Origin of the sequence: Bordetella hinzii LMG 13501 (genome assembly GCF_001548475.1) — a bacterium.
Lineage (GTDB): Bacteria > Pseudomonadota > Gammaproteobacteria > Burkholderiales > Burkholderiaceae_B > Bordetella > Bordetella hinzii.
In genome coordinates, this window is the sequence record NZ_LRUJ01000007.1 from 100,895 (window position 1) to 125,399 (window position 24,505).

Genomic DNA, 24,505 nt, shown 5'->3' on the forward strand with positions numbered 1-24,505 from the left:
TACAACTGCCGCACAACGACGCTTGCGTTACAACACCCTGGAGACAAGCCCCTCATGACCGCGCCCGCCGGCACGACCGACCTGGTTTTCGACTACATCATCGTGGGAGCGGGGTCGGCGGGATGCCTGCTGGCCAACCGGCTTTCGGCGGATCCCTCGGTCAAGGTCCTGCTGCTGGAAGCCGGCGGCAAGGACAACTGGCACTGGATACACATCCCCGTCGGCTACCTGTATTGCATCGGTAATCCGCGCACCGACTGGTGCTACCGCACCCAGGCCGATCCCGGCCTGGGCGGGCGCAGCCTGGGCTATCCCCGCGGCCGGGTGCTGGGCGGCAGTTCCGCCATCAACGGCATGATCTATATGCGCGGACAGCGGGCCGATTATGACGGCTGGGCCGCCATGGGCAACAGCGGCTGGAGCTGGGATGAGGTGCTGCCTTATTTCAAGTCCTGCGAGGACCATCATGCCGGCGCCAGCGCTTTCCACGGGGCCGGCGGCGAATGGCGGGTGGAGCGCCAGCGCCTGTCCTGGGACCTGCTCGATGCCTTCCGCGAGGCCGCCGCCCAGGCGGGCATCGCGCCTATCCAGGATTTCAACCAGGGCGACAACGAAGGCTGCGACTACTTCGAGGTCAATCAGCGCGGCGGTGTGCGCTGGACTTCGGCCAAGGCTTTTTTGCGGCCGGCGCGCCAGCGGCCCAACCTGCATGTGATGACGGGCGCGCGCGCCGAGCGCATCGTATTCGAGCAAAAGCGCGCATGGGGCGTGCAGTTCCTGGATGAGAGCGGCCGGCGCTGCCTGGCCCAGGCGCGGGCCGAAGTCCTGTTGGCCGCGGGCTCCATCGGATCGGCGCAGTTGCTGCAGGTCTCTGGCGTGGGGCCGGGCGCGCATCTGCAGGCGCTGGGTTTGCCCGTGGTGCACGACGCGCCGGGGGTGGGCGGCAATCTGCAGGATCATCTGCAACTGCGGCTGGTCTATCGCGTCTCCAATGCCAGGACGCTGAACGCCATGGCCGGCACGTGGTGGGGCAAGGCGCTGATGGCCGCGCAATACGCCTGGTCGCGCAGCGGCCCGCTGAGCATGGCGCCCTCGCAGCTGGGGGCATTCGCGCGCTCCAGCGCCGCGCAGACGCGCGCCAATGTGCAATACCACGTGCAGCCGCTGTCGCTGGAGCGCTTCGGCGAGCCCCTGCATCCCTTTGCCGCCTTCACCGCGTCGGTCTGCAATCTGCGTCCCACCAGCCGCGGCCATGTGCGCATCGTCTCGCCCGACGCCCAGGTGGCACCCGAGATCCAGTGCAACTACCTGTCCACCGAAGCGGACAGGCAGGTGGCGGTCGACAGTATCCGGTTGACCCGGCGCATCGTCGCCCAGCCCGCCCTGGCCCGCTACCGGCCGGAGGAATACAAGCCCGGTCCGCAGGCGCAAAGCGCCGAGGATCTGGCGCGCGCGGCCGGCGAGATCGGCACCACCATCTTCCATCCGGTGGGCACCTGCCGGATGGGCAGCGACGAGGCCGCTGTCGTCGATCCTCAGCTGCGGGTCCGAGGCGTCAGCGGGCTGCGCGTCATCGATGCTTCCATCATGCCCACCATCACCTCGGGCAATACCAATTCGCCCACCATCATGATCGCCGAGAAAGGCGCGGATATGGTACGCCGTGCGCGGGCCTGAAGCCGGCCGGCGCGGGCCGTTCTACGGGAAAACGCCGACGGCCGCGCCGGCGGACGCCCGCGGGCCGTGCGTTATATTTCGCGGCTTGTCCAATGTGCGCCGGACGCGCCGCCAGACAGGCCGGCGGTCCGCAGATTCCGCATGAACCACCCTATCGAGATCGTCGCCACCGTGTTGTTCGCCGTGGCTGTCCTGCACACGTTTTCCGTCCCGGTGTTCGCCCGGCTGGCGCACCGCAACGGCCCCCATGCCGGCGTCTGGCACTTGCTGTCCGAAGTCGAGGCGGTCTTCGGCGTCTGGGCCTTCGTGCTGATCGTGGTCATGGCCGCGATGCAGGGCAGCGAAACCGCCGTGCGCTATATGGACACGCGCAACTTCACCGAGCCGCTGTTCGTGTTCGTGATCATGGTGGTGGCCTCCAGCCGGCCCATCCTCGAACTGGTGAACCTGCTGGTGCGCGGCCTGGCGCGGCTGCTGCCGATGCGCCGCGAGCTGGCGACCTTTTTCGTGGTGATGTCGGTGGTGCCGCTGGGCGGCTCCTTTGTCACCGAGCCCGCCGCCATGACGCTGGCCGCCCTGCTGCTGCGCGATGGCTATTTCCGCGTGCACGGCCATGCGGGCTTCAAGTACCTGGCCTTGGGCGTGCTGTTCGTCAACGTGTCCATCGGCGGGGTGCTCACCTCCTATGCCGCGCCGCCCGTGCTCATGGTCGCCTCGACCTTCGGGTGGGATACCGCTTTCATGGCCACGCACTTTGGCTGGCGCGCCGCGCTGGCCGTCTGCCTGAACGCGGGCGTGCTGACCCTGGTCTGCCGCCAGGCCCTGCTGGCGAGCAGCCAGGGTTCGGGTGGCAGCGCCGCCGCCGAGGTGAGCCATGCGCGCCCGGCCGTGCCGGGGCCGGTGATCTTCATCCATGTGCTGTTCCTGGTGGGCGTGGTGCTGACGGCCCACCATCCGGCGGTCTTTCTCGGCCTGTTGATGATGTTCATCGGCTTTGCCGAAGCCTACAAGCGCCACCAGAACCGCCTGCTCATCAAGGAGGGGCTGATGGTGGGCTTCTTCCTGGCCGGCCTGGTGGTCCTGGGCGGCCTGCAGAAGTGGTGGCTGCAGGATCTGCTGGGCGGCTTGCAGCCGGCGGTGCTGTTCTGGGGCGCCACCGCGCTGACCGCGATCACCGACAACGCGGCCTTGACCTATCTGGGCTCGCTGGTCGAAGGCACCAGCGAAGCCTGGCGCTATATGCTGGTGGCGGGGGCGGTGACCGGCGGCGGCCTGACCGTCATCGCCAACGCGCCCAATCCGGCCGGCTTCGCCCTGCTGAAAAACCACTTCCCCGACGGCAGCATTTCCTCCGGAAAACTGTTTCTGGCCGCCTTGGTTCCCACCCTGGTCGCGGCTGGGATGTTTCTTTTGCCGACATAAAGGGGCCGTATCATTGGCGGGGGCGGACGCCGGCGCCGGATGCGTTCGCAAAACCCGCTAAAATTCAACACTTTCCCGTACTTTTTCGGCTGGGCCCGGATGGTTCCTCGCGCTTGATGGAGGACTGCCCGGGCCGGACTCATTTGCCGTTGAGGCCAGGAGCCCTCATTTCATGCCTATTTACGCTTACAAGTGCAGCAGCTGTGGCTACGCGAAGGACGTGCTGCAGAAGATTTCCGATGCGCCGCTGACGGATTGCCCGGAGTGCGGCAAAAGCAGTTTCGCCAAGCAGGTGACCGCGGCGGGTTTTCAGCTCAAAGGCTCGGGCTGGTATGTGACCGATTTCCGCAATAACAGCTCGGGCAATTCGGCCACGGGCAAGGCCGCGCCTTCCGAGAGCAGCAGCGCGGGCGGCGAGAGCGCCTCTTCGGCCAGCGCGCCCGCCAGTGCGCCGGCAGCCCCGGCCACGTCCAGCGCGCCGACCTGATCGTGTTCAAGAAGTACTTCATCGCCGGCCTGCTGATCTGGGTGCCCCTGGCCATCACGGTCTGGGTCCTGGGCCTGCTGGTGGCCACCCTCGAAGGTTTCGTGCCCGGGTTTTTGTCGTCCGAATCCCTGTTCGGCGTCGAGATCCCGGGTTTCCGCTTCGTGCTGGTGATCGCGGTGGTGCTTCTGACGGGCGTGCTGGCCGCCAATCTGCTCGGGCGCAGCCTGTTCGACCAATGGGAGCGTATCCTTGGACGCATTCCGCTGGTACGCTCCATCTACAACTCGGTCAAACAGGTCAGCGACACCATCCTGGCGCCCAATGGCCGGGCGTTCCGGCAGGCCGTGCTGATCCAGTATCCGCGCGCCGGCTCCTGGACCATCGCCTTCCTGACGGGCGCGCCCAGTGGCGAGGTGGCCTCCTACCTGCCGGGTGAACACCTGAGTGTGTATGTGCCGACGACGCCCAATCCGACGTCGGGCTTTTTCCTCATGATGCCGCGCGACCAGGTGATCGATCTGGATATGTCGGTCGATGCGGCATTGAAGTACATCGTTTCCATGGGTGTGGTGGCGCCGCCGGACCTCTCCGGCATGCATCCCCATTCACCGGCAGAGGCGCCCCGCGCCGAGCCATGATTTTTTTACGCTCACAAGCCTATCAACGGAGTTATCCCGCATGCGTACCTGCTATACCGGCCAGGTTTGCCGTGACCATCTCGGCCAGACTGTCACCCTGTACGGCTGGGTGAACCGCCGCCGCGACCACGGCGGGGTGATCTTTATCGATTTGCGCGATCGCGCCGGCCTGGCCCAGATCGTGTTCGATCCGGACAATGCCGAAGCCTTCGGCACGGCCGAGCGTCTGCGTAACGAGTTCTGCGTGCGCGTGACCGGCCTGGTGCGCGAACGCCCCGAGGGCACCACCAATGCCGAACTGGCCTCCGGCGAGATCGAGGTGCTGTGCCGCGAAGTCGAGATCCTCAATCCCTCGGTGACGCCGCCCTTCCAGCTCGACGACGACAATCTCTCCGAAACCACCCGCCTGACGCACCGTGTGCTCGATCTGCGCCGCCCGCAGATGCAGCGCAACCTGATGCTGCGCTACCGCGTCTCCATCGAGGTCCGCAAGTTCCTGGACCAGCTCGGCTTCATCGACATCGAGACGCCGATGCTGACCAAGAGCACGCCGGAAGGCGCGCGCGACTACCTCGTGCCCTCGCGCGTGAACGCCGGCCACTTCTTCGCGCTGCCGCAGTCGCCCCAGCTGTTCAAACAGATGCTGATGGTGTCGGGCTTCGACCGCTACTACCAGATCACCAAGTGCTTCCGCGACGAGGACCTGCGCGCTGACCGCCAGCCGGAATTCACCCAGATCGATTGCGAAACTTCCTTCCTGAGCGAGACCGAGATCCGTGCTGTCTTCGAGAGCATGATCCGCCATGTCTTCAAGGTGGTGCAGAACGTCGACCTGCCGGATCCCTTCCCCATCATGAGCTGGACCGAGGCCATGGCGCGCTATGGCTCGGACAAGCCGGACCTGCGCGTGAACCTGGAGTTCACCGACGTGACCGACGTCATGCGCGACGTGGACTTCAAGGTCTTCGCCTCGGCCGCCACGACGGTTGGCAGCCGCGTGGTCGCGCTGCGCGTGCCGGGCGGCGCCGAGCTCTCGCGCAGCGAGATCGACGCCTACACCCAGTTCGTCGGCATCTATGGCGCCAAGGGCCTGGCCTACATCAAGGTCAATGAAGCGGCCAAGGGCCGCGACGGCCTGCAATCGCCCATCGTCAAGAACCTGCACGACGCCGCGCTGGCCGAGCTGCTCAAGCGCAGCGGCGCCCAGGACGGCGACATCATCTTCTTCGGCGCCGACCGGGCCAAGGTGGTCAACGACGCCATTGGCGCGCTGCGCGTGAAGATCGGCCACAGCGAATTCGGCAAGAAGACCGGCCTGTTCACCGGCGGCTGGCGTCCGCTGTGGGTGGTGGACTTCCCGATGTTCGAGTACGACGAGGAAGAAGGCCGCTACACCGCCGCCCACCATCCTTTCACCAGCCCCAAGGACGGGCACGAGGATTTCCTCGAGACCGATCCGGGCAAGGCCTTCGCCAAGGCCTACGACATGGTGCTCAACGGCTGGGAAATCGGCGGCGGCTCGGTGCGTATCCATCGCGAGGAAGTGCAGAGCAAGGTGTTCCGCGCCCTCAAGATCGGCGCCGAAGAGGCGCGCGAGAAGTTCGGCTTCCTGCTGGACGCGCTGCAATACGGCGCGCCTCCGCATGGCGGCATCGCCTTTGGCCTGGATCGCATCGTGACCATGATGACGGGCGCCGAATCGATCCGCGACGTGATCGCCTTCCCCAAGACGCAGCGCGCGCAGGATCTGCTGACGCAAGCGCCTTCGGCGGTCGATGACAAGCAATTGCGCGAGCTGCATATCCGCCTGCGCAACACCGAAGTGAAATGAAGTAAGCTTGTATGCGGCGCCGCGTGACGCGGCGCCGCGACGGCCCGCGGCCTCAGGAGGGTCCGGGCCGTGCTTGCCGGTACTCCTGACAGATGAGGCGTCATACGGTTTATGTCGCTTATTCGCGTCGTCAGCTACAACATCCACAAGGGCCGCTCGTCCCTTGGGCGCCATGAGTCCTTGAACGACCTGCGCCTGGGCCTGTATGGCCTGCGCCCCGACCTGGTGTTTCTCCAGGAAGTCCAGGGCCGCAACGAAACCTCTTCCTTCCTGCACGCGCAGCATGAATCACTCGCGGCCGCGCTGCGCCTGAACGTGGCCTATGGCCGCAACGCCGTGCGCGATGCGACCGACCACGGCAATGCGCTTTTGTCGCGCTACCACATCCTCGACCACTTCAACCAGGACATCTCCGACCACAAGCTGGAGCAGCGCGGCTTGCTGCACGCGCGCATCGATGTGGGTGGCACCGAGGTGCACTGCCTGGTGGTGCACCTGGGCCTGTTCGCCAGCAGCCGCCAGCGCCAGATCCAGGCGCTGATCGAGCGCATACGCGCCGAGGTACCCGATGGCGCGCCCCTGCTCATCGCGGGCGATTTCAACGACTGGGGCGACAAGCTGGCGCCACAGTTCGTGCAGCAGCTCGGCCTGTACGAAGTGTTTTCGCACGCGCCGCGCAGCTCGGGCGGCGAGCTGCCCCGCCTGCGCGATTCCATGCGCCGCCTGAGCGATGTCCTGCGCGGCGTGCCGGGCAACAGCGCGGTGATCGAGCGCAGCAACCAGCTGGGCATGGGCGGGGCCTATTGCCCGCTGCCGCCGCCGCGCACGTTTCCCGCCGTGTTTCCGTGGTTTCGCCTTGACCGCATCTACCAGCGCGGGTTTGCCGTGCGCAGCGCCCGCGTGCTGCGCGGGCGCCAATGGGCGCGCTTGTCCGATCATGCGCCCCTGCTCACGGAGCTCGAGCTGCCGTGAAGGCCGACATCGTCCGCCTGTCATGGACAGACGGCAATGCGATACGCCTGCTGCAAAACGGCGCCGATTTCTTCCCCGCCCTGTGCGCGGCCATTGACCAGGCCAGCGTCAGCGTCCACCTGGAAACCTATATCTTCATCCTGGACCGCACCGGCCGGCAGGTGCTGGACTGCCTGGAGCGGGCCGCGCGCCGCGGCGTGAAGGTCAGGGTGGTGCTCGACGGCTTCGGCAGCGCGGCCACGGCGCCGGAAGTGATGCGGCGCATCAACGAGGCCGGTGGCCATTGCCGTGTGTTCCGGCCCGAACCGCGCTGGCTGGGGCGGCTGAAATTCTCGCGCAGCCGGCTGCGCCGGCTGCACCGCAAAGTGACCGTCATCGACGCGGCCATCGCCTTCGTGGGCGGCATCAATATCGTCGACGACTACGATGATCTCGATCCGGCGGACGGTATTGCCGGACCGCGTTTCGATTTTGCCGTGCGCATCGAGGGGCCGCTGGTGCCGCAGATCATCTATGCCCAGGATCTCCTGTGGGTCAGGCTGAACTGGGCCCGCCTGCGCCGCCACCCCTCGGACTGGCGGCGTTTGCGGCTGCGCCGGCCGCATCCGCATCATGCCCAATCCCGCGGTAGCCTGCGGGCCGCGCTGGTGCTGCGCGACAACCTGCGGTTCCGCCAGACCTTCGAGCGGGCCTATCTTTATGGCATCGAGCACGCCCGGCGCGACGTGCTCATCGCCAATGCCTATTTTTTCCCGGGCCGGCAGTTCCGGCGCGCGCTGGCGCGGGCGGCGGCCCGCGGCGTGCGGGTGCGCCTGCTCTTGCAAGGCAAGCCCGAGTACCGCCTGCAGTATTTCGCCACCCGTTCGCTCTATGACCAGCTGCTGCGCGACGGCATCGAGATATACGAGTACATGCCGGCCTATCTGCACGCCAAGGTGGCGGTGATCGACAACATGGCCACCGTGGGCTCGTCCAATCTGGATCCTTTCAGCCTGTTGCTGGCGCGCGAAGCCAATGTCGTGATCGACGACCAGCCCTTTGCCTGGGACCTGCAAGAGCGGCTGGAGCGGGCCATCGCGGAGGGTGGGCAGTTCATCCGCCCTTTGGATTACCAGCGCCGGGGCTGGCCGCTGCGCGTGATCGACGCCCTGGCCTACACGGCTTTGCGTATCGGCGTGGCGCTGACCGGGCGTTCCGACAAATATTGACGGCGCTCAGGGCGCGCGCGGCCGCAGCAAGCCCAGGGCCAGGGCCGTGCCCACGAGGATGATGCCGGCGCCGGCGAGTATGCTGGGGGTGAGCGCTTCGCCCAGCAGCGTCACGCCCCAGAAGACGCCGAAGACCGGCACCAGGAAGGTGACGCTGACGGCCGCCGTGGGGCCCAGCGCCGCGATCAGGCGGAAAAACACCACATAGGCCGCGCCCGTGCACAGCACGGCGAGCAGGACGGTGGCGGCCCAGGCCTGGGCGGAGACGGGCTGCTCGGGCCATTGGGCGATGGCCAGGGGCAGCAGCACCAGCGAGGCGCCCAGCATGCTGCCCGTCGCGTTGGCCAAGGCGTCCACGCCGCTCAAAAAGCGTTTGGTCCAATTGGCGGCGATGCCATAGAAGAAGGGCGCGGCGATGGCCGCCAGCACCGCCGGGCCCGTGCCGCCCTGCTGGAACTGCAGCTTGTCCCAGACCAGCACCACGATGCCCAGAAAACCTATCGCCAGCCCCAGCACGCGCATGGCTGGCAGCCGGTCGCGCAGCCAGAGCCAGCCGATCACCGCGCCCCAGACCGGGGTGACGGCGTTGGCCACCGACAGGAACCCCGCGCCCAGGGAGAGGGAGGCGTAGGCATAGAGAAGGAAGGGCAAGGCGGCGTTGAACAGCCCGACCGTGAAAATGGCTTTCCAGTGGCGCGCCATGATGCCCAGGCGGCCGCGGAGGATGGCCAGGGGCAGCAGCACCAGCGCGCCCAGGCCGACGCGCAGCTCGATCAAGGGCGCCGGCCCGAACTCCGGCGCCGCGACCCGCATGAACAGGAAAGATCCGCCCCAGGCGGCGGCCAGGGCGATGAGTTCGAGGAGGTCTCGGCGTTGCATGGCCATCGGATCAGGAGCGGCTGGTGATGACGTTCTTCATCTTGACGCGATGCGCGATCACGGCCGCGAGCAAGGAAAGCGCGACGCATAGTGTAAGGCCTATCCTCACGCCGACCAGGACAGAGGTGTGCGAGATCGCGATGCCCACCAGCGCGGTGCCGGCGGCGCTGCCGATGGCCCGCGTGGTCTGCACCAGGGCCGAGGCCACGCCCACATCGCGGCGTTCGCTCAGCATCTGCATGAACAGCGTCAGGTTGGGCAGCAGAAAGCCCAGCGCCGTGCCGTTGACGGCAAAGGCGGCGACGATCCACCAGGTCGATGTGCCGTTCCCGATGGCCAGCACCATGGCCGAACCGGCCGCCAGCAGCAGGCCGCCGAAGACCATCAGCCGCTGCGGCTCGGATTGTTTGGGGAAGAGCCGGCCGTTGATGATGCTGCCCAGCGAGATGGCCGCCACCAGGGGCGTGAGCAGCAGGCCGGCCTCGCTGGGGGTGTAGTGCAGCTCCTGCTGCAGCAGCAGCGGGCTGTAGAAGACCAGGATGAACATGGTCGCGCCGACCGCCACCGCCGCCAGGTTGAGCAGGCGCGGCTCCGGGCCGGACAGGATGCGCAGCGGGAAGATGGGCGAAGCGACGCGCCGCTCATAGGGGATGAGGCAACAGGCCGCCGCCACGCCGGCGATGGCCAGGCCGGCAGCCAGCATGGGGCGGGCGCTGTCGCCCGGGGCGAAGGCCAGCTCCATGGCGGCCAGCGGCGCGCCCACCACGATGATGAGCAACAGCCCGCCCAGCCAATCGATCCGGCCTCCCTGGGCATGGGCCTGGCGGATGCGCGGGAAGTAACGCGCCAGCAGAAAGAGGGCGACGACGGCCGAGATGGGCGCGATGAAGAAGGCGGCACGCCAGCCCAGGGCCTGGGTCGCCGCGCCGCCCAGCACCGGCCCGATGCCGCTGGCCATGGCGAAAGCGGCCGAGACCAGGGCCATCCAGCGCACACGCTCGCGCGCATCGGGAAAGAGATCGGCTGGCGCGGCAAAGGCCGTGGCAATCATCATGCCGCCGCCGACCCCCTGCAGGGTGCGGAAGGCGATCAGCTGTTCCATGGATTGCGACAGGCCGCAGGCAATGGAACCCAGGGCCACCAGGGACACCGAGACCAGCATGAGCGGCTTGCGCCCGAACATATCGCCCAGGCGGCCGAAGATGAGGATGGAGGCGGCCGTGGCCAGCAGATAGCCGGTGCCCACCCAGGCGTACAGGGCCATGCCGTTGAGGGCTTCGGCCACGCGGGGCAGGGTGGTGCTGACGATGGTGGAGTCAAATGCCACCAGGACGACGGTGGCCGACACGCCGGCCATGGCCATGAGCAGATCATGGCGGGAGTGCGGCGATGTTTCGGAATGGTTGGCAGGAGAAGTCATGCCGGCAAGAATATCACCGGCCACTGTCGCCTATTTGAACAGTGTGTGATATCCCACCAGCACGATGACCACCGCCAGGGCCACCGCCCAGGACCAGCGCGAAGAGGCCAGGCCGCGCGGTTCGGGTTCGGCCGGCGGAGGCGGCGGCGCGATGCGGGGCTGGGCGGCCATATGGTCGATGAAGCCATTGAAAAACTTGTCGACGATCTTGCCGCCTGCTTTCATGATGGCCGGCTCGCCCAGCGCGGCCAGCTTGCCGCCGGCCATGGCCGCGACGGTATAGGAAATGCGGGTGCCGTTGTCCTTGGGGCTCAGGTGCACCTGGGCGGTGCCGATGGCCAGGCCCGCGGCGGCGCCTTTGCCGTCAAAGGCCAGGGAACAGCTTTCGGGGGGGTTGAGATCCGAGACGAGGATCTCGCCTTCGTACTCGGCGTCTATGCCGCCGACCTTGGCCCGGACCGTGATTTCGTACTCGGTGTCGGTCAGGCGGGAAACACGGATACATCCCGGCAGGCAACGCTGCAGGACCGCGGGATCGAAAAGCGCGTCCCAGGTCTGGTGCGGCGTGGAGGGAATCCATTGGGCATCGGCTATGCGCATGGCTGTCTCCTTGCTGTTGTGATCCCAGCATCCGGGCCCAGGTCGGGCCCGGGTCTTTGAGACTATTGTGCTACCAATCGCCGCCGGGCGCTATGCCTGGCTTTTCTGGGCGGAATGGCGCGTCGGATCGGACAGCACGGCAAACAGGGCGACCAGCATGGCGTAAAAGCCCACGGTGCGCATGCCGCGGAACATGAGCTCGGTCAGGCCGAAAAGGGCAAAGCCCAGGCAGACGGCCACGCCCATGGCCGCGGCCGCGCGCACGGCTTGCGGCAGGTCGCGGCCCAGGCGGCGCATGAACAGGAGGGCCGGCACCGCGTAGAGCAGCAGCAAGGCCACGCCGCCCGGGATGCCATAGAGGGCCAGCGCCTCCAGGATGTCGTTATGCGGTTCGCCAAAGCCTTCGGCCACGTAGGGCGACACCTTGCCGTGGGCGGCCAGCTCGCGCAGGCTGGGCGCGAAGCCCGACGGGCCCACGCCCTTGACGGGGTTGTCCAGCATCATGCCCCAGGCCGCGCGCCAGAGCTGCAGGCGGATGCAGATGGAAGTGTCGCCGGTGGGGGCGGTCTTGCATTCGTGGTACTGCTCCAGGCCCTGTTCGACGCGGTCGCGCAGCGAAGGGCTCAGGGAGCCCAGGGCCACCAGCACGGCGAGCGCGCCGATCACGGCCGCCAACAGGCGCAGCGGACGCCGGATGCGGGCAAAGACCAACAGGGCCAGCGCCACGAAGACGGGCATGGCGAGCCAGCCGCTGCGCGTCTGCGTCAGGACGAAGCCGGCGAAGGTCACCGCCAGCGTCAGCAGCTTGATGGCGGTTTCCAGGCGCGCGTGGCGCGTGAGCCGCCAGCCCAGCGACAGCAGGGTGATGACCGCGAACAGCAGCAGCAGGTTGCCGTAGCCCACGGCGTTGTATTCGTCGGTCAGCGGGCGCTGGGCCAGGTCGCCACGGACCAGGGCCAGCAAGGTGGCGGTGCCGGCCCAACCGGCCGCCAGCACGCCCCACAGGGCATGTTTCAGGCGCTGCGGCCCGACGGCCTGCATGGCGGCCAGCAGCAGCGGCAGGCCCAGGGCCAGGCGCAGGCCGCGCTCCAGGCTGGCATTGCTCCAGCCCGCGTGCAGGGTGCTGCTCAATAGCGCCACGGCCAGGGGGGCGCAGGCGGCCAGGCAGAGCTTGCGGTAATCACGCAGATCGGGGCACTGCCCGGCGCTGGCCAGCACGGCCAGGCAGAGCAGGATCGCGAGATAGAACGCCGCGCTGCCGCCGCTGGAGGTGGTCAACAGCAGGGCGGGTGTTGCGGTGATCGAGGCGACCAGCAGCCAGGAGGACAAACGGTTGAGCATCGGGATGGTGTGGGACGGTGCCCGCCAGAGGCTGGCCACTAGGGTTGCGCGGCGCTTGCGCGGCGCAAGGCGGGCGAATTATAGGGAATCGCACCTCGAATTTTCGTCAGACGTTCTCGGAGTATGTCTGATTTATGAATCTGGGGACATAGGGGCGCCCTCAAGGCCTCTGGCTACAATGACTGGCGGCGGCCGGTCCGGCCGCGGCCTTGCGGCACATGTATTCATGAAAATCCTGATTACCGGCGGTGCCGGTTTCATCGGCTCGGCCTTGGTGAGGCACATCGTCCGTGACACGCCGGACAGCGTGGTCAACGTCGACAAGCTGACCTACGCCGGCAATATCGCGTCCCTGGAAGAATGCGGGACGCATCCCCGGCATACCCTGGAACGTGTCGATATCTGCGACCGCGCGGCCTTGCAGGCCGTGTTCGAGCGCCATCGTCCCGAGGCGGTCGTGCACCTGGCCGCCGAATCGCATGTCGACCGTTCCATCGACGGCCCGGGTGATTTCATCCAGACCAATCTGGTGGGCAGCTATGTCCTGCTGGAGACGGCCAGGACATACTGGGCCGGTCTGGCGGGGCCGGCGCGCGAGAACTTCCGTTTCCTGCAGGTATCGACCGACGAGGTCTTCGGCGATCTGGGCGATCGGGCCGGGCGTTTCATTGAAACCAGTCCTTACGCACCCAGTTCGCCCTATGCCGCCAGCAAGGCGGGCGCCGACCATCTGGCGCGCGCCTGGCAGCGCACCTATGGCTTGCCGGTGCTGGTGACCCACGCCTCGAACAACTACGGTCCCTGCCAGTTTCCCGAGAAGCTGATCCCCCTTATGCTGCTGTCGGCGCTGCGCGGCTGGCCGCTGACGATCTATGGCGCGGGCGACCAGGTGCGCGACTGGATCTATGTGGAAGACCATGCGCGGGCGCTGTGCGCGGTCCTGCGCCATGGCCGGCCGGGGCAGACCTACAACATCGGCGGCTCCTGCGAGCTGCGCAATCTGGATGTGGTGCAGCGGCTGTGCGATTTGCTGCAGGCGCTGCGTCCGCCGGCGGCGGGGCATTACCGCGATCTCATCGCGCATGTTCCCGACCGTCCAGGGCATGACCGGCGCTATGCCCTCGATAGCGGCAAGGCGGCCGCCGAGCTGGGCTGGACGCCCGCGGAGGATTTCACCAGCGGCCTGGCCAAGACCGTGGCCTGGTATCTTGATCATCCCCAGTGGGTGGCCGATGTCGAAAGCGGCGCCTATCGTGCCCGCTGGATAGACAAGGAAGGCCCATGAAGATCCTGCTGCTGGGCAAGGACGGGCAATTGGGCCGGGCGCTGGGCCGTTCGCTGGCCCCCCTGGGCCCGCTGCTGGCCCTGGGCCGCGAGTCCGGCCTCGACCTCGCCGACCCGGCGTCGCTGCAGCGGGCCGTGCGCCAGGCCGACCCCGATGTCATCGTCAATGCCGCCGCCTTCACGGACGTGGACCGCGCCGAAGCCGAGCCCGGGCTGGCCATGCGCGTCAATGCCGAGGCCCCCGGCCTGCTGGCCCGGGAGATGCGCGCGCGACGCGGCTGGCTGGTGCATTACTCCAGCGACTACGTCTACGACGGCGCCGGGCAAGCGTTTCACACCGAAGACAGTCCCGCCGCGCCGCTGAACCGCTATGGGCAAAGCAAGCTGGCCGGCGACGAGGCCGTGGGGCGCAGCGGGGTGCATCATCTCCTGCTGCGCACCTCCTGGGTCTATGGCCCGCATGGCGAAAACTTTCCGCGCGGCGTGCTGCGCCTGGCGGCAGGCCAGGAGGAGATGCGCATGGTCGATGACCAGGTCGGCGCGCCGACCAGCGCGGACCTGATCGCCGACATCACCGCGCTGGCCTTGCGCCAGGCGCGTGGGCAGCCGTCGGTCTCGGGTCTTTATCATCTGGCGGCGGCAGGCCAGGTCTCGCGCCACGGCTACGCCCAATACGTGATCACCCAGGCGCGCCGCCTGGGCTGGCCGCTGGCGGTGCGCACCGTCCACCCCATCCGCAGCGCCGACTATCCGCTGCCGGCTCCGCGGCCGCTGAACTCGCGGCTGGATTGCGAGCGCCTGCAGGCCGTCTTCGGTCTGCGCCTGCCGGACTGGCGCGCCGGCGTGGACCGCTTGCTGTCCGACTGGCGGGCCAGCCCCTGGGGGACTGCGGCATGATCACGAAAGGCATCGTGCTGGCCGGCGGCACCGGCAGCCGCCTGTATCCGGCCACCTTGGGTCTGTCCAAGCAGCTGCTGCCCGTCTACGACAAGCCCATGATCTACTACCCCCTGTCGGTGCTCATGCTGGCGGGGATCCGCGACATCCTGCTCATCACCACCGGCCCGGACCTGCCGGGTTTCCGCAAACTGCTGGGCGACGGCTCGGCCTTCGGCCTGCGCCTGAGCTATGCGGTCCAGGCCGCGCCCGAGGGGCTGGCGCAGGCCTTTCTCATCGGCGAAGACTTCATCGGTCCCGACCCGGTCTGCCTCATCCTGGGCGACAACATCTTCTACGGCCAGCATTTCACGCCGCTGCTGCAGGCGGCCGCCGCGCGCCCGGCCGGCGCCACCGTGTTCGGCTACCATGTGCGCGACCCCCAGCGCTATGGCGTGGTGGCCTTCGATGACAACCGGCGCGCCGTCAGCATCGAAGAAAAGCCCGCGCAGCCGCGCTCCAGCTATGCCGTCACGGGCCTGTACTTCTATGACAATGACGTGATCGAGATGGCGCGCCACCTCACGCCCTCGGCGCGCGGCGAGCTGGAGATCACGGACATCAACCGTCAATACCTGGCGCGCGGCGACCTGCGCGTCGAACTGCTGGGCCGCGGCTTCGCCTGGCTGGATACCGGCACCCCCGAGGCCCTGATGGAAGCCGCGCATTTCGTCAGCACAATAGAACAGCGCCAGGGCCTGAAGATCGCCTGCCTGGAAGAAATCGCCTATCACGCCGGCTGGATCGATGCCGGGGAGCTGGCCGCCCAGGCGCGCCGCATGGGACCCAATGGCTACGGCCAGTATCTGTCGCGCGTCTTGCAGGAAGGCCGGCCATGAAACTCATCCCCACCGCGCTGCCGGGAGTGGTGCTGGTCGAGCCCGAGGTGCTGGCCGATGGGCGCGGCTGGTTCGCCGAACGCTTTCGCCAGGACGTCTTCGAGGCGGGCCTGCGCGAACTGGGACTGCCCGCGCCCGCGCCCTTTGTGCAGGAGAACCAGTCCTCGTCCGGCCTGGGCGTGCTGCGGGGCCTGCATTACCAGCTGGCCCCGCATGCCCAGGGCAAGCTGGTCAGCGTGGTCGCCGGCGAGATATTCGACGTGGCGGTGGATATCCGGCCCGGCTCGCCGGCATTCGGGCAGTGGCTGGGTGTCAGGCTCTCGGCCGGCAATCGCCGCAGCCTCTGGATACCCGACGGGTTCGCCCACGGTTTCCTGTCCCTGGCCGAGGGCAGCGAAGTCCAGTACAAGGTCACCGCCTACTATGCGGCTTCGCATGAGCGCGCCCTGCGCTGGGATGATCCCGCCATCGGCATCCAATGGCCGGCCCGGCCCACGCGGCTCTCGGCGCGAGACCGGCAGGCGCCCGGGCTGCAAGAAGCCCGCGGGGCGGGGCAACTGCCCGCCTGACCAGCCGGTCGGCTAATTGTTGTAAATTCCGAAGGTTTACAAGATCCAGCGCCCGCTTGCCGGGCGCGCCTAGCGTTGATGCCTACCCGCATATTGATCGTTCGCACGTCGTCTTTGGGCGATCTGGTGCACATGCTGCCCGCAATTTCCGACATTGCGCGCCACGTGCCCGATGCCCAGATAGATTGGATAGCGGAAGAAGCATTCGCCGAGATTCCCGGCTGGCATCCGGCTGTCGGCAATGTCATCAAGGTTGCCCATCGGCGCTGGCGCAAGGCCTGGTGGTCGGATCAGGTCCGTGCCGAACGCCGCGCGCTGGCCGAGCGGCTGCGCAGCGAGCCCTATGACATCGTGCTGGACATGCAGGGCCTGCTGAAATCGGCCTGGCTGGTGCGCCAGACCCGTGGCACGCGCCATGGCCTGGATTGGCGCTCGGCGCGCGAGCCCCTGGCCTCGCTGTTCTATAACGTGCGGCACCGCGTGGAGTTCTGGCAGCCGGCCGTCATCCGCCAGCGCAAGCTGGCGGCCCAGACCTTCGGCTACACCTATAGCGGCGCGCCGGATTTCGGCCTGCAGGCCTTTTTTTCGCGTCCGCCCGATCCTCCGCCGCCCGAAGAAGGGCGCCGCCTGCACCATCTGAACAATGATCGCGGTTATGCGGTCATCATGCCCTCGGCCAGCCGCGAGGACAAACTCTGGCCCGAGGACGATTGGCGCGCCGTGTTCCGCCGCCTGCAGGATGCCGGCTGCGCCTTGCGCCTGCTGGCCGGCAATGAGCAGGAGGCCGAACGCGCCCGCCTGCTGGTCGCCGGCATGGAGGGCGTGGAAGTGCTGCCGCGCATGGACCTGACCTCCGTGGCCCGCGTGCTGGCGGGTTCGCGCCTCATGGTGGGCCTGGACAGCGGGCTGACCCATTTGTCGGCGGCGCTGGGCCGCCCGACCATAGGCATCTATCGCGCCTCCACGCCGGTGCGCACGCCGCTGGTGGGCGCCAACTACACCGCCAGCCTCGGCGACCGCGGCGCTTCGCCCTCGCGCGAGGCCGTGATGGCCGCGGTGGAGCAGGCGCTGGCGGCGCACTGAGCGGGGGCGGACTTGCGGCGCAGCCTCTACACCGGCCTGTTTCGCGTCGCGGCGCCGCTGCTGTGGCTAGGGATGTGGCGCCGCTCGCGGCGCGTGCCCGGGCAATGGGAGGTGCTGGCCCGCACGCGCTTCGGCCATCCCGAGGCCGGCGCCACCCAAGGCGCGGTGTGGGTGCATGCGGTCAGCCTGGGCGAGACCCGCGCCGCCCAGCCGCTGGTGGCGGCGCTGCTGGCGCGCGGCCTGCCCGTGCTGCTGACCCATATGACGGCAACCGGCCGCGCCGAAGGCGCGCGACTGTTCGGCCAGGCCATCGCGGCCGGGCAGTTGCGCCAGGCCTGGCTGCCCTATGACTTCCCGGGCGCGACCCGGCGTTTTCTCGATCACCACGCCCCGCGCTGCGGCCTGATCATCGAGCGCGAAATCTGGCCCAACCTGTTGGCCGCCGCGCGGGCCCGGGGCCTGCCCATGGCCCTGGTCAGCGCGAGGTTCTCGGCGCGCTCGCTGCGGGCGGCCCGGCGCCTGGGCGCGGTCATGCGCGAGGCCATTGCCGGCCTGGACCAAGTGCTGGCCCAGACCGAGGCGGACGCCCAGCGGCTGCGCGAGGCGGGGGCGAGCGCGGTCTCGGTCACCGGCAACCTGAAGTTCGATGTCGACCTGCCGCCGGCGCAATTGCGCGACGGCCACGCCTGGCGCGATGCGGCCGGCAGGCCGGTGGTGGCCATCGCCAGCACGCGCGAGGGCGAGGATGCGCTGTTTCTGCAGGCCATGCGCGCATTGCCCGAGCCTCGTCCGCTCTATCTGTTGATTCCGCGCCATCCCCAGCGTTTCGACCAGGCCTGGGCACAGGCCGAGGCGGCCGGCCTGCGGGCCGTGCGGCGTTCGGTATCGCAGGCCGTGCCTGGCGCCGGGATCGACCTGGTGGTGGGCGACACCCTGGGCGAGATGCCTTTCTATTACGCCGCGGCCGACGTGGCCGTCATCGGCGGCAGCTTCGCTCCCTTGGGCGGGCAGAACCTGATCGAGGCCTGCGCGGCGGGCACGCCGGTGATCACCGGCCCGCATACCTTCAATTTCGAGCAGGCCACGCGCGATGCCATCGAGGCCGGCGCGGCCGAGCGCGTCCATGATGCGCGCCAGGCGCTGCAACTGGCCGCCCAGTGGCTCGCCGATCCGGCCTTGCTGCAGCGCCGCGCCTGCGCCGCGCGCGATTGGACGGCTGCCCATACTGGCGCCGTGGCGCGCAGCCTGCATGCCCTGCGCGACATGCTGGGCATCCAGGAGTGACGCCTCAGCCCGGGCGCTTGGGCGCCAGGCTGATGTGATCGGCGTTCAGTTCCTGGTTCAGGCGGCGGGGATCGCGGCCTTCGTCATCGGGGCGGGGCCCCAGCCAACCTTGTCCCAGGCCGTAGGCCCAGAGATTGGCCAGCAGGATCACGAGAAACAGGATGCGCATGGGCCCTCGTCTGTCAGTTGGAGCCGTCGGCGGCCAGGGCGGCCAGGCCATCGAGCACGGGGGCCTGGAGAATGACGGGCCGGGGTGCGGCGCCGCGGCTGGCGCCGACCAGCAGCAGCAGCCGTTCTATCTCGGGTCGGACCTCGGCCCAGCCGCCGCCGGCGACATAGACTTCCGGCGCCTGGCCATAGCGGTCATGGCCGGCCAGCCATTGGCGCACCAGCGCGCCGGCCTGGGCTGCGGCGATGCCGGTGGCAATGGCCTCATGGGTTTCGGTCGGATAGGGGGTGACGGGCCCTTCGGCCAGCGGCAGATTGGCCGTGCCATGCACCAGCGAGCCGCGCATCATGGCCGGGCCGGGCAGGATGAGGCCGCCGGCGAACTCATTGTCCGGGCCCAGGGTGTCCAGCGTGGTGGCCGTGCCGAAGGAGGCCAGCAGGGCGGGCGGGTGGCCCGTGGGCAGGCGCATCCGCAGGCCCAGCATGGCCGCCCAGCGGTCCGCGCCCAGCTGCGCCTGGTTGCGATAGGCGTTGGTCATGCCCAGGGCCTCGCGGCGCGGGCGCATCCACGTTATGCCGCAGCCCGCCAGGGCCGCGGCGATCGCTTCGCCCCTTGCGGGGCCCGCGACATTGACGCCGATGGCGCGCGTGGGCTTGTCCGCCAGGGCCTGCAGCCAGGCGCCCAGGGCCCGCAGGTCCAGGTTGTCGAAAGCCACGGGTTCGGGTTCGCGCGCGCCGGTCCGAGGGTCTAGCCAGCCGAGCTTCAGGCGGCTGTTGCCGGAATCGATGAGCAGGATCATGGCTGGGCGCGCACCGAGATTTCGCCGGCCGACACGCTGACCAGGCCGCGGTCGCCGCGCACCTGCAGCCGCCCCATGGCATCCACGCCGGCGGCCTGGCCGGCATGGAGGACCTCGCCCCGGTCGATCACATGGACGGCGCGGCCGGCCAGCGCGTCGGCGCTGGCGTAGCGCTCGACAAAGGCCTCGAAGCCTGCCTGTTCGAGCTCGGCCACGGCCTGTTGCCAAGCCAGGGCCGCCGCCTGCACGATATCGGCGGCTTCGGCGACGCCGCCGCCTTCGACCTGGGTCCAGTCGGCGATGGCGCGCCCCAGGCTGGCCGACAGCGTATCGGCATCGCGCAGATTCACGCCCATGCCGATGACGACGGTATAGCCGTCGCCGTCCGGATTGCGGGTGGTCTCGGCCAGCACGCCGGCCAGCTTGGCCTCATGCCATTGCACATCGTTGGGCCATTTCACGCAGACGCCGTCATGGCCGCTCAGGCGGCGCAGGGCTTCGCAGGCCGCCAGGCCCGCCAGGGGCGAGAGCGCGGGCAGCTGGGCGGGAGGCAGGCGCACATCGAAGGCACAGGAGAACATCAGCGTGGCGCCGCTGCGGTTCTGCCAGGCGCGGCCGGCGCGGCCGCGGCCGGCTTCTTGCAGATGGGCGCCCAGCAGCCAGGGCTTGGCGTCGCGGCTGTGGCGCGCGCGTGCCAGCAGGTCGGCATTGGTCGAGCCGGTGCTGGCCACCCATTGCACATGGGCGAAGCCGGGCAGGCGCGCCTGGACGGCGCGTTGCAGCGCATCGGGCGCGGGCAGGTCGAGGGCTTGAACAGACATGATGGCCCGAATTGTAGGGCAACGCGGTCTTTCATCTGGACGTTATATGATGTGTAACGGCCAGAATCACCGTTTTTCTCCCACGCCATGCACCAGCAACGACTGCCCGACCGCGATTGCCAGGCGCCGCCCATGCGCAGGGACGGCGCCGTGGTCTATCTGGGGGGCGACTGGAGCTTGCAGGCCCTGGCCGTCCGCGGTCAGGTGCAGGCCCGCCGCGAGGCCTTGGCCCAGGCCAATGAGAATACCCGCTGGGACCTGCGCGGCATCGAGCGCCTGGACACCATCGGGGCCAACCTGCTGTGGCGGGCCTGGGGCGAGCGCCTGCCCGAGCGGCTGCGCCTGACCGAGGGTCAGCGCGAGGTCTTCGACGCCTTGGCGGCCAATCCGGGCGGCGATGCGCCGCAAGCGCCCCAGCCCGACCGGCTGGGCTGGCTGGCGGCCATCGGCCAGGCCGTGTTCGACGCGGCCAGCAATGGCCTGACGCTGATACGCATGCTGGGCCAGCTGATGCTCGACTTCGTGGGCCTGCTGCTGCGGCCTTCGCGTGGCCCTTGGCGCGAGATCTCCGCCCAGGTCTATCGCACCGGCGCCCAGGCCCTGGGCATCACGGCCCTGGTCGGCTTCCTGATCGGCGTGGTGCTTTCCTACCTGTCGGCGCAGCAATTGCAGATCTTCGGCGCCGACCGCTTCATTGTGCGGTTGCTGGGCGTGTCCATCGTGCGCGAGCTGGGACCGGTGCTGGCGGCCATCCTCGTGGCGGGCCGTTCCGGTTCGGCTATCACGGCCCAGATTGGCGTGATGCGCGTCACGCAGGAGCTGGACGCCATGAACGTGATGGGCATTTCGCACAGCCAGCGGCTCATCCTGCCGCGCGTGCTGGCCCTGGCCATCACCATGCCCCTGCTGGTGCTGTGGACCGACGCCATGGCCCTCATGGGCGGCATGCTGGCCGCCCAGATGCAGCTGGGCATTTCGGCACAGTGGTTCATCGAGTCGCTGCCGGGCGCCATCACGCTCACCAATTATTGGATAGGCATCTTCAAGGGCGTGTCCTTCGGCGTGCTGATCGCCCTGGTGGCCTGCCACTTCGGCCTGCGCATCAAGCCCAACACCGAAAGCCTGGGACGCGGCACGACCACATCGGTGGTGACGTCGATCACCGGCGTCATCCTGGTCGATGCGCTGTACGCCGTGATCTTCAGCAAGATGGGCATCTGATGGATACGCCGGCCATTCCCGAGGACTGCCTGACGCTCACGCCCGTCATTTCGGTCACCGGCCTGCGCACGGCTTTCGGCGACCATGTCGTGCACGAGAATCTCAACCTGACGGTCTACCCGGGGGAGATACTGGTCCTGGTGGGCGGTTCGGGTTCCGGCAAGACCGTGCTGCTGCGGCAGATCATCGGGCTGGCCCGGCCGGCCCGCGGCGAGGTGCGCATCCTGGGACGCGACATCTCCACGCTGGGCATGAGCGAGCGCCGCCGCCTCTCGGAGCGCTGGGGCATGCTGTTCCAGGCGGGCGCGCTGTTCTCGGCGCTGTCGGTATTCGATAACGTGGCGCTGCCCCTGCGCGAATTGCGCACCCTGCCCGAAGACCTCATCCAGGACGTCGTGATGTGCCGCCTGGACATGGTCGGCCTCAATGCCGGCGACGCGCTCAAGAGCCCTTCGGATCTTTCCGGCGGCATGATCAAGCGGGTCGCCCTGGCGCGGGCGCTGGCGCTGGACCCGGAATTGCTCTTCCTGGACGAACCGACCGCGGGCCTGGACCCCCTGCGCTCCGATGAGTTCGTCGAGCTGGTGCGCAGCCTGCACCGGCAGCTGGGATTCACGGTGGTGATGGTCACCCACGATCTCGACACCCTGCTGGCGCTGGCCACGCGCGTGGCGGTGCTGGCCGACAAGCGTGTCATCGCTTGCGACAAGGTGTCCGAGATCCTGAAGATCCACCACCCTTTCATTCAAAGTTTCTTCCTGGGCGAGCGGGGCAGGCGCGCGCTCGGGGACCTTGCACCAAAGGACGCAGGCAATGGAAAACCGTAGTCATGCCTTGCTGGCCGGGATCTTCACCCTGGTGTTGCTGGCCGCCGCCGCGCTGGTGGCCGTCTGGGTCGGCCGCGACCGCTCCACCGTCAAGGTCTACGACATCGTTTCTTCGGCCCCGGTCAGCGGGCTGACCGCGCAATCGACCGTGCGCTACCAGGGCGTGCCGGTGGGCAAGGTGCAATCGCTGATGCTCAATCCCAGCCGGCCAGGCGAGGTGCGCATCCGCATCGGCGTCTCTCCCAATACACCCATCACCGCGTCGACCTGGGCCGAACTGGGCGTGCAGGGCGTGACCGGCCAGGCCAATATCGAGCTGCGCGACAACGGCGGTTCGACGGAGTTGCTGGTGGCCCAGGACAACCAGCCGCCCGACATCCCCTTGCGGCCGGGTCTGTTCGACCGGCTCGAGCAACGCGGCTCGGCGCTGCTGGCCAAGTTCGAGGACACCGCCGAAGAGCTGCGCCAGCTCATGAGCCCGTCGAATATCGAAGCCCTCAGCCTCACGCTCAAGAACACGGCCGAAATCAGCACCCAGCTCAGGGACGCCAGCCGCGATCTCGCCCCGGCGCTGCGCAAGGTGGGCCCGCTGGTGGACTCGCTGGGCAAGGTCTCGGCCGATGCCTCCGCGCTGATGCAATCGGCCAACCAGTCGCTGGCGCGCCTGAATGCCCCCGATGGCCCCTTGTCGGTCGCCGGCCGCAGCCTGCAGGAGATCGCCCGCGCCGCGGCGCGCCTGGATCGTGAAACCCTGCCGGCCGTCACCGACATGGCGCAGTCGGTCAATGGCGCGGCGCGCAGCGCCCAGTCGGCCCTGCGCCGCGTGGGCGATACGCCGCAATCCATCCTGTTCGGGCCCGCGCCTGTCGAGCCCGGCCCGGGCGAGCCCGGTTTTGCCGGCTTTAGGAGATGAACGCATGAACAAGATCTGCCTGGCCGCGGTGCTGGCCTTGGCGTTGAGCGGTTGCGGCGTGGGCCGCGTGGCGCCCCAGGCTTCGCTGTTCGACCTCGGACCCGAGTCGCCGGCGGCCGCCCAGCTGCCGCCGCGCACCGCCATCGTGCTGGCCTATTCCGCCTCCGCCGCGCTGGGCGATACCGGCGTGATCTGGCGCGTGGGCGACAGCACCACGCCCAAGGCCTATGCCGGTTTCCGCTGGACAGAGCCGCCGTCCAGCCTGGTGCGCCAGCGCCTGCAGGACCGGCTCTCGCGCGAAGGCGCGGTGCTCAGCGACAGCGCTGGTACCGGCGCGCCGCAACTGCGCGTCACCCTGACGCGCTTCGAGCAGGTCTTCGCGCCGGACGGCGCCTCCAGCCGGGGCGAGGTCGCCCTGCAGGCGGTATTGCTGCGAGACGGCAAGCTCTTGGGCCAGCGGCGTTTCGCCCGCCAGGCCGCCGCGCCGACGCAGGATGCCGCGGGCGGCGTGGCGGCGCTGCGCCAGGCCACCGATGCCGCGGCCGACGACTTGGCCGCCTGGCTGGCCTCGGTCTTGCCGCCAAGGGCCGGTTAACATCGCGGTTTTGCGTTTTTGCGGATAGGCCCATGTTTGCACATACCGACATCCTCGCTTTTACCGGCGCCGCCGGGCGCATTGAATGCGCCGTGGACTATCCTGACGGCGATCCGCGCGGATGGGCGCTGGTGCTGCATCCGCATCCGCTGCACGGCGGCGCGCGCGACAACAAGGTCGTCACCACCATCGCGCGCGCTTGCGTGAGCGCCGGGCTGGTGGTGGTGCGGCCCAACTTCCGCGGCGTGGGCGCATCCGAGGGCGAGTTCGATCGCGCCGTCGGCGAGACCGAAGACATGCTGGGCCTGATCCCGCAGATCCGCCAGGCCCTGCCCGATCTGGCCGGCGCGCCCTGGGTGCTGGGCGGCTTTTCCTTCGGCACGGCGGTGGCCGCGCAAGTCTATGCCACGCTGGCCGAGCAGGGCGCCCAGCCCGGCGCGCTCATGCTGATGGGGCCCGCCGTGGGGCGTTTCCAGTTCCGCGAGGTCGACCTGCCCGAAGACACGTTGCTGGTGCATGGCGAGAACGACGAGGTCGTGCCGCTGGGCGAGGCCATGGATTGGGCGCGGCCGCGCAACCTGCCCATCGTCGTGATTCCCGGCGCTTCGCATTTCTTCCACGGCAAACTCATCACGCTGCGCAACCTGGTCGCGCAGCGCCTGAAACTGGCACTGGGCTGAATTCCGCGGC

The 24,505-nt window shown here is 68.6% G+C and carries 25 protein-coding genes; 18 read left to right on the forward strand and 7 right to left on the reverse strand.

Annotated features, from left to right (window positions below):
* Window positions 1–54 precede the first annotated feature (54 nt).
* From AXA74_RS06845 to clsB, 7 genes are all read left to right on the forward strand, one after another.
* Window positions 55–1,677: a GMC family oxidoreductase gene (locus AXA74_RS06845; RefSeq protein ID WP_029579899.1), complete on the forward strand. Its 1,623-nt coding sequence runs from the start codon at window positions 55–57 to the stop codon at window positions 1,675–1,677.
* Window positions 1,678–1,818: 141 nt separating this feature from the next.
* Window positions 1,819–3,099 (forward strand): putative Na+/H+ antiporter, encoded by a 1,281-nt coding sequence (locus tag AXA74_RS06850; protein ID WP_032979211.1) that lies wholly within the window; start codon window positions 1,819–1,821, stop codon window positions 3,097–3,099.
* Window positions 3,100–3,271: 172 nt separating this feature from the next.
* Window positions 3,272–3,586, forward strand: coding sequence for an FmdB family zinc ribbon protein (locus AXA74_RS06855; protein WP_029579897.1), 315 nt, complete (start codon window positions 3,272–3,274; stop codon window positions 3,584–3,586).
* A 2-nt stretch (window positions 3,587–3,588) separates the two neighbouring features.
* The gene (locus tag AXA74_RS06860; protein WP_032958616.1) at window positions 3,589–4,224 is read left to right on the forward strand and encodes a DUF502 domain-containing protein; all 636 of its coding nucleotides are present in this window, start codon (window positions 3,589–3,591) and stop codon (window positions 4,222–4,224) included.
* 40 nt (window positions 4,225–4,264) lie between these two features.
* A complete protein-coding gene (gene aspS, locus AXA74_RS06865) occupies window positions 4,265–6,055 on the forward strand; it encodes an aspartate--tRNA ligase (protein ID WP_032963148.1) in 1,791 nt (596 codons plus the stop codon).
* A gap of 111 nt (window positions 6,056–6,166) precedes the next feature.
* Window positions 6,167–7,027 carry an endonuclease/exonuclease/phosphatase family protein gene (locus AXA74_RS06870; RefSeq protein WP_029579894.1) on the forward strand — a complete coding sequence of 287 codons (861 nt, stop codon included), beginning with the start codon at window positions 6,167–6,169 and terminating at the stop codon, window positions 7,025–7,027.
* Window positions 7,024–8,235 (forward strand): cardiolipin synthase ClsB, encoded by a 1,212-nt coding sequence (gene clsB / locus AXA74_RS06875; RefSeq protein ID WP_029579893.1) that lies wholly within the window; start codon window positions 7,024–7,026, stop codon window positions 8,233–8,235. Before AXA74_RS06870 ends, clsB begins: the two co-directional genes overlap by 4 nt.
* 6 nt (window positions 8,236–8,241) lie before the next feature.
* On the opposite strand, the gene AXA74_RS06880 is transcribed toward clsB, so the two are convergent.
* From AXA74_RS06880 to AXA74_RS06895, 4 genes are all read right to left on the reverse strand, one after another.
* Window positions 8,242–9,114 (reverse strand): DMT family transporter, encoded by an 873-nt coding sequence (locus tag AXA74_RS06880; protein ID WP_029579892.1) that lies wholly within the window; start codon window positions 9,112–9,114, stop codon window positions 8,242–8,244.
* 10 nt (window positions 9,115–9,124) lie between these two features.
* A complete protein-coding gene (locus AXA74_RS06885; RefSeq protein WP_032979210.1) occupies window positions 9,125–10,477 on the reverse strand; it encodes an MFS transporter in 1,353 nt (450 codons plus the stop codon).
* 87 nt (window positions 10,478–10,564) lie between these two features.
* A complete protein-coding gene (locus AXA74_RS06890) occupies window positions 10,565–11,134 on the reverse strand; it encodes an SRPBCC family protein (protein ID WP_029579890.1) in 570 nt (189 codons plus the stop codon).
* A gap of 90 nt (window positions 11,135–11,224) precedes the next feature.
* Window positions 11,225–12,475 carry an O-antigen ligase family protein gene (locus AXA74_RS06895; RefSeq protein ID WP_029579889.1) on the reverse strand — a complete coding sequence of 417 codons (1,251 nt, stop codon included), beginning with the start codon at window positions 12,473–12,475 and terminating at the stop codon, window positions 11,225–11,227.
* A 226-nt stretch (window positions 12,476–12,701) separates the two neighbouring features.
* On the opposite strand from AXA74_RS06895, the gene rfbB reads away from it, so the two are divergent.
* The 6 genes from rfbB to AXA74_RS06925 all read left to right on the forward strand — a co-directional run bounded on the left by rfbB (window position 12,702) and on the right by AXA74_RS06925 (window position 18,470).
* Window positions 12,702–13,760: a dTDP-glucose 4,6-dehydratase gene (gene rfbB / locus AXA74_RS06900; protein ID WP_029579888.1), complete on the forward strand. Its 1,059-nt coding sequence runs from the start codon at window positions 12,702–12,704 to the stop codon at window positions 13,758–13,760.
* Complete coding sequence (gene rfbD / locus AXA74_RS06905) at window positions 13,757–14,656, forward strand: dTDP-4-dehydrorhamnose reductase (protein WP_032979209.1); 900 nt, start codon at window positions 13,757–13,759, stop codon at window positions 14,654–14,656. Before rfbB ends, rfbD begins: the two co-directional genes overlap by 4 nt.
* Entirely contained in the window at window positions 14,653–15,534 is an 882-nt protein-coding gene (gene rfbA / locus AXA74_RS06910) for a glucose-1-phosphate thymidylyltransferase RfbA (RefSeq protein ID WP_029579886.1), read from the forward strand. The genes rfbD and rfbA overlap by 4 nt, the downstream gene beginning before the upstream one ends.
* Window positions 15,531–16,103 (forward strand): dTDP-4-dehydrorhamnose 3,5-epimerase, encoded by a 573-nt coding sequence (rfbC, locus tag AXA74_RS06915; protein WP_029579885.1) that lies wholly within the window; start codon window positions 15,531–15,533, stop codon window positions 16,101–16,103. The genes rfbA and rfbC overlap by 4 nt, the downstream gene beginning before the upstream one ends.
* 78 nt (window positions 16,104–16,181) lie before the next feature.
* Window positions 16,182–17,186, forward strand: coding sequence for a lipopolysaccharide heptosyltransferase I (gene waaC, locus AXA74_RS06920; protein WP_029579884.1), 1,005 nt, complete (start codon window positions 16,182–16,184; stop codon window positions 17,184–17,186).
* 72 nt (window positions 17,187–17,258) lie between these two features.
* Complete coding sequence (locus AXA74_RS06925; protein WP_032958780.1) at window positions 17,259–18,470, forward strand: 3-deoxy-D-manno-octulosonic acid transferase; 1,212 nt, start codon at window positions 17,259–17,261, stop codon at window positions 18,468–18,470.
* Between the two features lie 4 nt (window positions 18,471–18,474).
* Here AXA74_RS06925 and AXA74_RS24465 read toward each other — a convergent pair whose 3' ends face one another.
* Genes AXA74_RS24465 through AXA74_RS06935 form a run of 3 tightly spaced genes read right to left on the reverse strand, consistent with a single transcriptional unit; the run spans window position 18,475 to window position 20,259 of the window.
* Window positions 18,475–18,639, reverse strand: a complete 165-nt coding sequence (locus tag AXA74_RS24465) for a hypothetical protein (RefSeq protein WP_095075224.1) — start codon at window positions 18,637–18,639, stop codon at window positions 18,475–18,477.
* A 13-nt stretch (window positions 18,640–18,652) separates the two neighbouring features.
* Complete coding sequence (locus AXA74_RS06930) at window positions 18,653–19,438, reverse strand: type III pantothenate kinase (RefSeq protein WP_029579882.1); 786 nt, start codon at window positions 19,436–19,438, stop codon at window positions 18,653–18,655.
* Complete coding sequence (locus tag AXA74_RS06935; RefSeq protein WP_032979208.1) at window positions 19,435–20,259, reverse strand: biotin--[acetyl-CoA-carboxylase] ligase; 825 nt, start codon at window positions 20,257–20,259, stop codon at window positions 19,435–19,437. Before AXA74_RS06935 ends, AXA74_RS06930 begins: the two co-directional genes overlap by 4 nt.
* Window positions 20,260–20,391: 132 nt before the next feature.
* Between AXA74_RS06935 and AXA74_RS06940 the strand changes: the two genes are divergently transcribed.
* The 5 genes from AXA74_RS06940 to AXA74_RS06960 are packed head-to-tail and all read left to right on the forward strand — an operon-like array spanning window position 20,392 to window position 24,495.
* Complete coding sequence (locus AXA74_RS06940; protein ID WP_048939722.1) at window positions 20,392–21,480, forward strand: MlaE family ABC transporter permease; 1,089 nt, start codon at window positions 20,392–20,394, stop codon at window positions 21,478–21,480.
* Entirely contained in the window at window positions 21,480–22,307 is an 828-nt protein-coding gene (locus tag AXA74_RS06945) for an ABC transporter ATP-binding protein (protein ID WP_032958605.1), read from the forward strand. The genes AXA74_RS06940 and AXA74_RS06945 overlap by 1 nt, the downstream gene beginning before the upstream one ends.
* The gene (locus tag AXA74_RS06950; RefSeq protein ID WP_032979207.1) at window positions 22,294–23,220 is read left to right on the forward strand and encodes an MlaD family protein; all 927 of its coding nucleotides are present in this window, start codon (window positions 22,294–22,296) and stop codon (window positions 23,218–23,220) included. Before AXA74_RS06945 ends, AXA74_RS06950 begins: the two co-directional genes overlap by 14 nt.
* Before the next feature lie 4 nt (window positions 23,221–23,224).
* Window positions 23,225–23,815: an ABC-type transport auxiliary lipoprotein family protein gene (locus AXA74_RS06955; RefSeq protein WP_029579877.1), complete on the forward strand. Its 591-nt coding sequence runs from the start codon at window positions 23,225–23,227 to the stop codon at window positions 23,813–23,815.
* 32 nt (window positions 23,816–23,847) lie between these two features.
* Window positions 23,848–24,495 carry an alpha/beta hydrolase gene (locus tag AXA74_RS06960; RefSeq protein WP_029579876.1) on the forward strand — a complete coding sequence of 216 codons (648 nt, stop codon included), beginning with the start codon at window positions 23,848–23,850 and terminating at the stop codon, window positions 24,493–24,495.
* The last annotated feature ends 10 nt before the right edge of the window (window positions 24,496–24,505 follow it).

What these genes read in the sequence shown, in the direction of transcription:
- AXA74_RS06895 (WP_029579889.1), bottom strand. Translation starts at nt 12,475, where the DNA reads ATGCTCAACCGTTTGTCCTCCTGGCTGCTGGTCGCCTCGATCACCGCA.
- AXA74_RS06885 (WP_032979210.1), bottom strand. Translation starts at nt 10,477, where the DNA reads ATGGCCATGGCCGGCGTGTCGGCCACCGTCGTCCTGGTGGCATTTGAC.
- AXA74_RS24465 (WP_095075224.1), bottom strand. Translation starts at nt 18,639, where the DNA reads ATGCGCATCCTGTTTCTCGTGATCCTGCTGGCCAATCTCTGGGCCTAC.
- AXA74_RS06870 (WP_029579894.1), top strand. Translation starts at nt 6,167, where the DNA reads ATGTCGCTTATTCGCGTCGTCAGCTACAACATCCACAAGGGCCGCTCG.
- AXA74_RS06880 (WP_029579892.1), bottom strand. Translation starts at nt 9,114, where the DNA reads ATGCAACGCCGAGACCTCCTCGAACTCATCGCCCTGGCCGCCGCCTGG.
- AXA74_RS06925 (WP_032958780.1), top strand. Translation starts at nt 17,259, where the DNA reads ATGTGGCGCCGCTCGCGGCGCGTGCCCGGGCAATGGGAGGTGCTGGCC.
- rfbD (WP_032979209.1), top strand. Translation starts at nt 13,757, where the DNA reads ATGAAGATCCTGCTGCTGGGCAAGGACGGGCAATTGGGCCGGGCGCTG.
- waaC (WP_029579884.1), top strand. Translation starts at nt 16,182, where the DNA reads ATGCCTACCCGCATATTGATCGTTCGCACGTCGTCTTTGGGCGATCTG.
- AXA74_RS06945 (WP_032958605.1), top strand. Translation starts at nt 21,480, where the DNA reads ATGGATACGCCGGCCATTCCCGAGGACTGCCTGACGCTCACGCCCGTC.
- AXA74_RS06855 (WP_029579897.1), top strand. Translation starts at nt 3,272, where the DNA reads ATGCCTATTTACGCTTACAAGTGCAGCAGCTGTGGCTACGCGAAGGAC.
- rfbA (WP_029579886.1), top strand. Translation starts at nt 14,653, where the DNA reads ATGATCACGAAAGGCATCGTGCTGGCCGGCGGCACCGGCAGCCGCCTG.
- AXA74_RS06890 (WP_029579890.1), bottom strand. Translation starts at nt 11,134, where the DNA reads ATGCGCATAGCCGATGCCCAATGGATTCCCTCCACGCCGCACCAGACC.
- AXA74_RS06850 (WP_032979211.1), top strand. Translation starts at nt 1,819, where the DNA reads ATGAACCACCCTATCGAGATCGTCGCCACCGTGTTGTTCGCCGTGGCT.
- rfbC (WP_029579885.1), top strand. Translation starts at nt 15,531, where the DNA reads ATGAAACTCATCCCCACCGCGCTGCCGGGAGTGGTGCTGGTCGAGCCC.
- AXA74_RS06845 (WP_029579899.1), top strand. Translation starts at nt 55, where the DNA reads ATGACCGCGCCCGCCGGCACGACCGACCTGGTTTTCGACTACATCATC.
- rfbB (WP_029579888.1), top strand. Translation starts at nt 12,702, where the DNA reads ATGAAAATCCTGATTACCGGCGGTGCCGGTTTCATCGGCTCGGCCTTG.
- AXA74_RS06935 (WP_032979208.1), bottom strand. Translation starts at nt 20,259, where the DNA reads ATGTCTGTTCAAGCCCTCGACCTGCCCGCGCCCGATGCGCTGCAACGC.
- AXA74_RS06960 (WP_029579876.1), top strand. Translation starts at nt 23,848, where the DNA reads ATGTTTGCACATACCGACATCCTCGCTTTTACCGGCGCCGCCGGGCGC.
- aspS (WP_032963148.1), top strand. Translation starts at nt 4,265, where the DNA reads ATGCGTACCTGCTATACCGGCCAGGTTTGCCGTGACCATCTCGGCCAG.
- AXA74_RS06940 (WP_048939722.1), top strand. Translation starts at nt 20,392, where the DNA reads ATGCGCAGGGACGGCGCCGTGGTCTATCTGGGGGGCGACTGGAGCTTG.
- AXA74_RS06930 (WP_029579882.1), bottom strand. Translation starts at nt 19,438, where the DNA reads ATGATCCTGCTCATCGATTCCGGCAACAGCCGCCTGAAGCTCGGCTGG.
- AXA74_RS06950 (WP_032979207.1), top strand. Translation starts at nt 22,294, where the DNA reads ATGGAAAACCGTAGTCATGCCTTGCTGGCCGGGATCTTCACCCTGGTG.
- AXA74_RS06955 (WP_029579877.1), top strand. Translation starts at nt 23,225, where the DNA reads ATGAACAAGATCTGCCTGGCCGCGGTGCTGGCCTTGGCGTTGAGCGGT.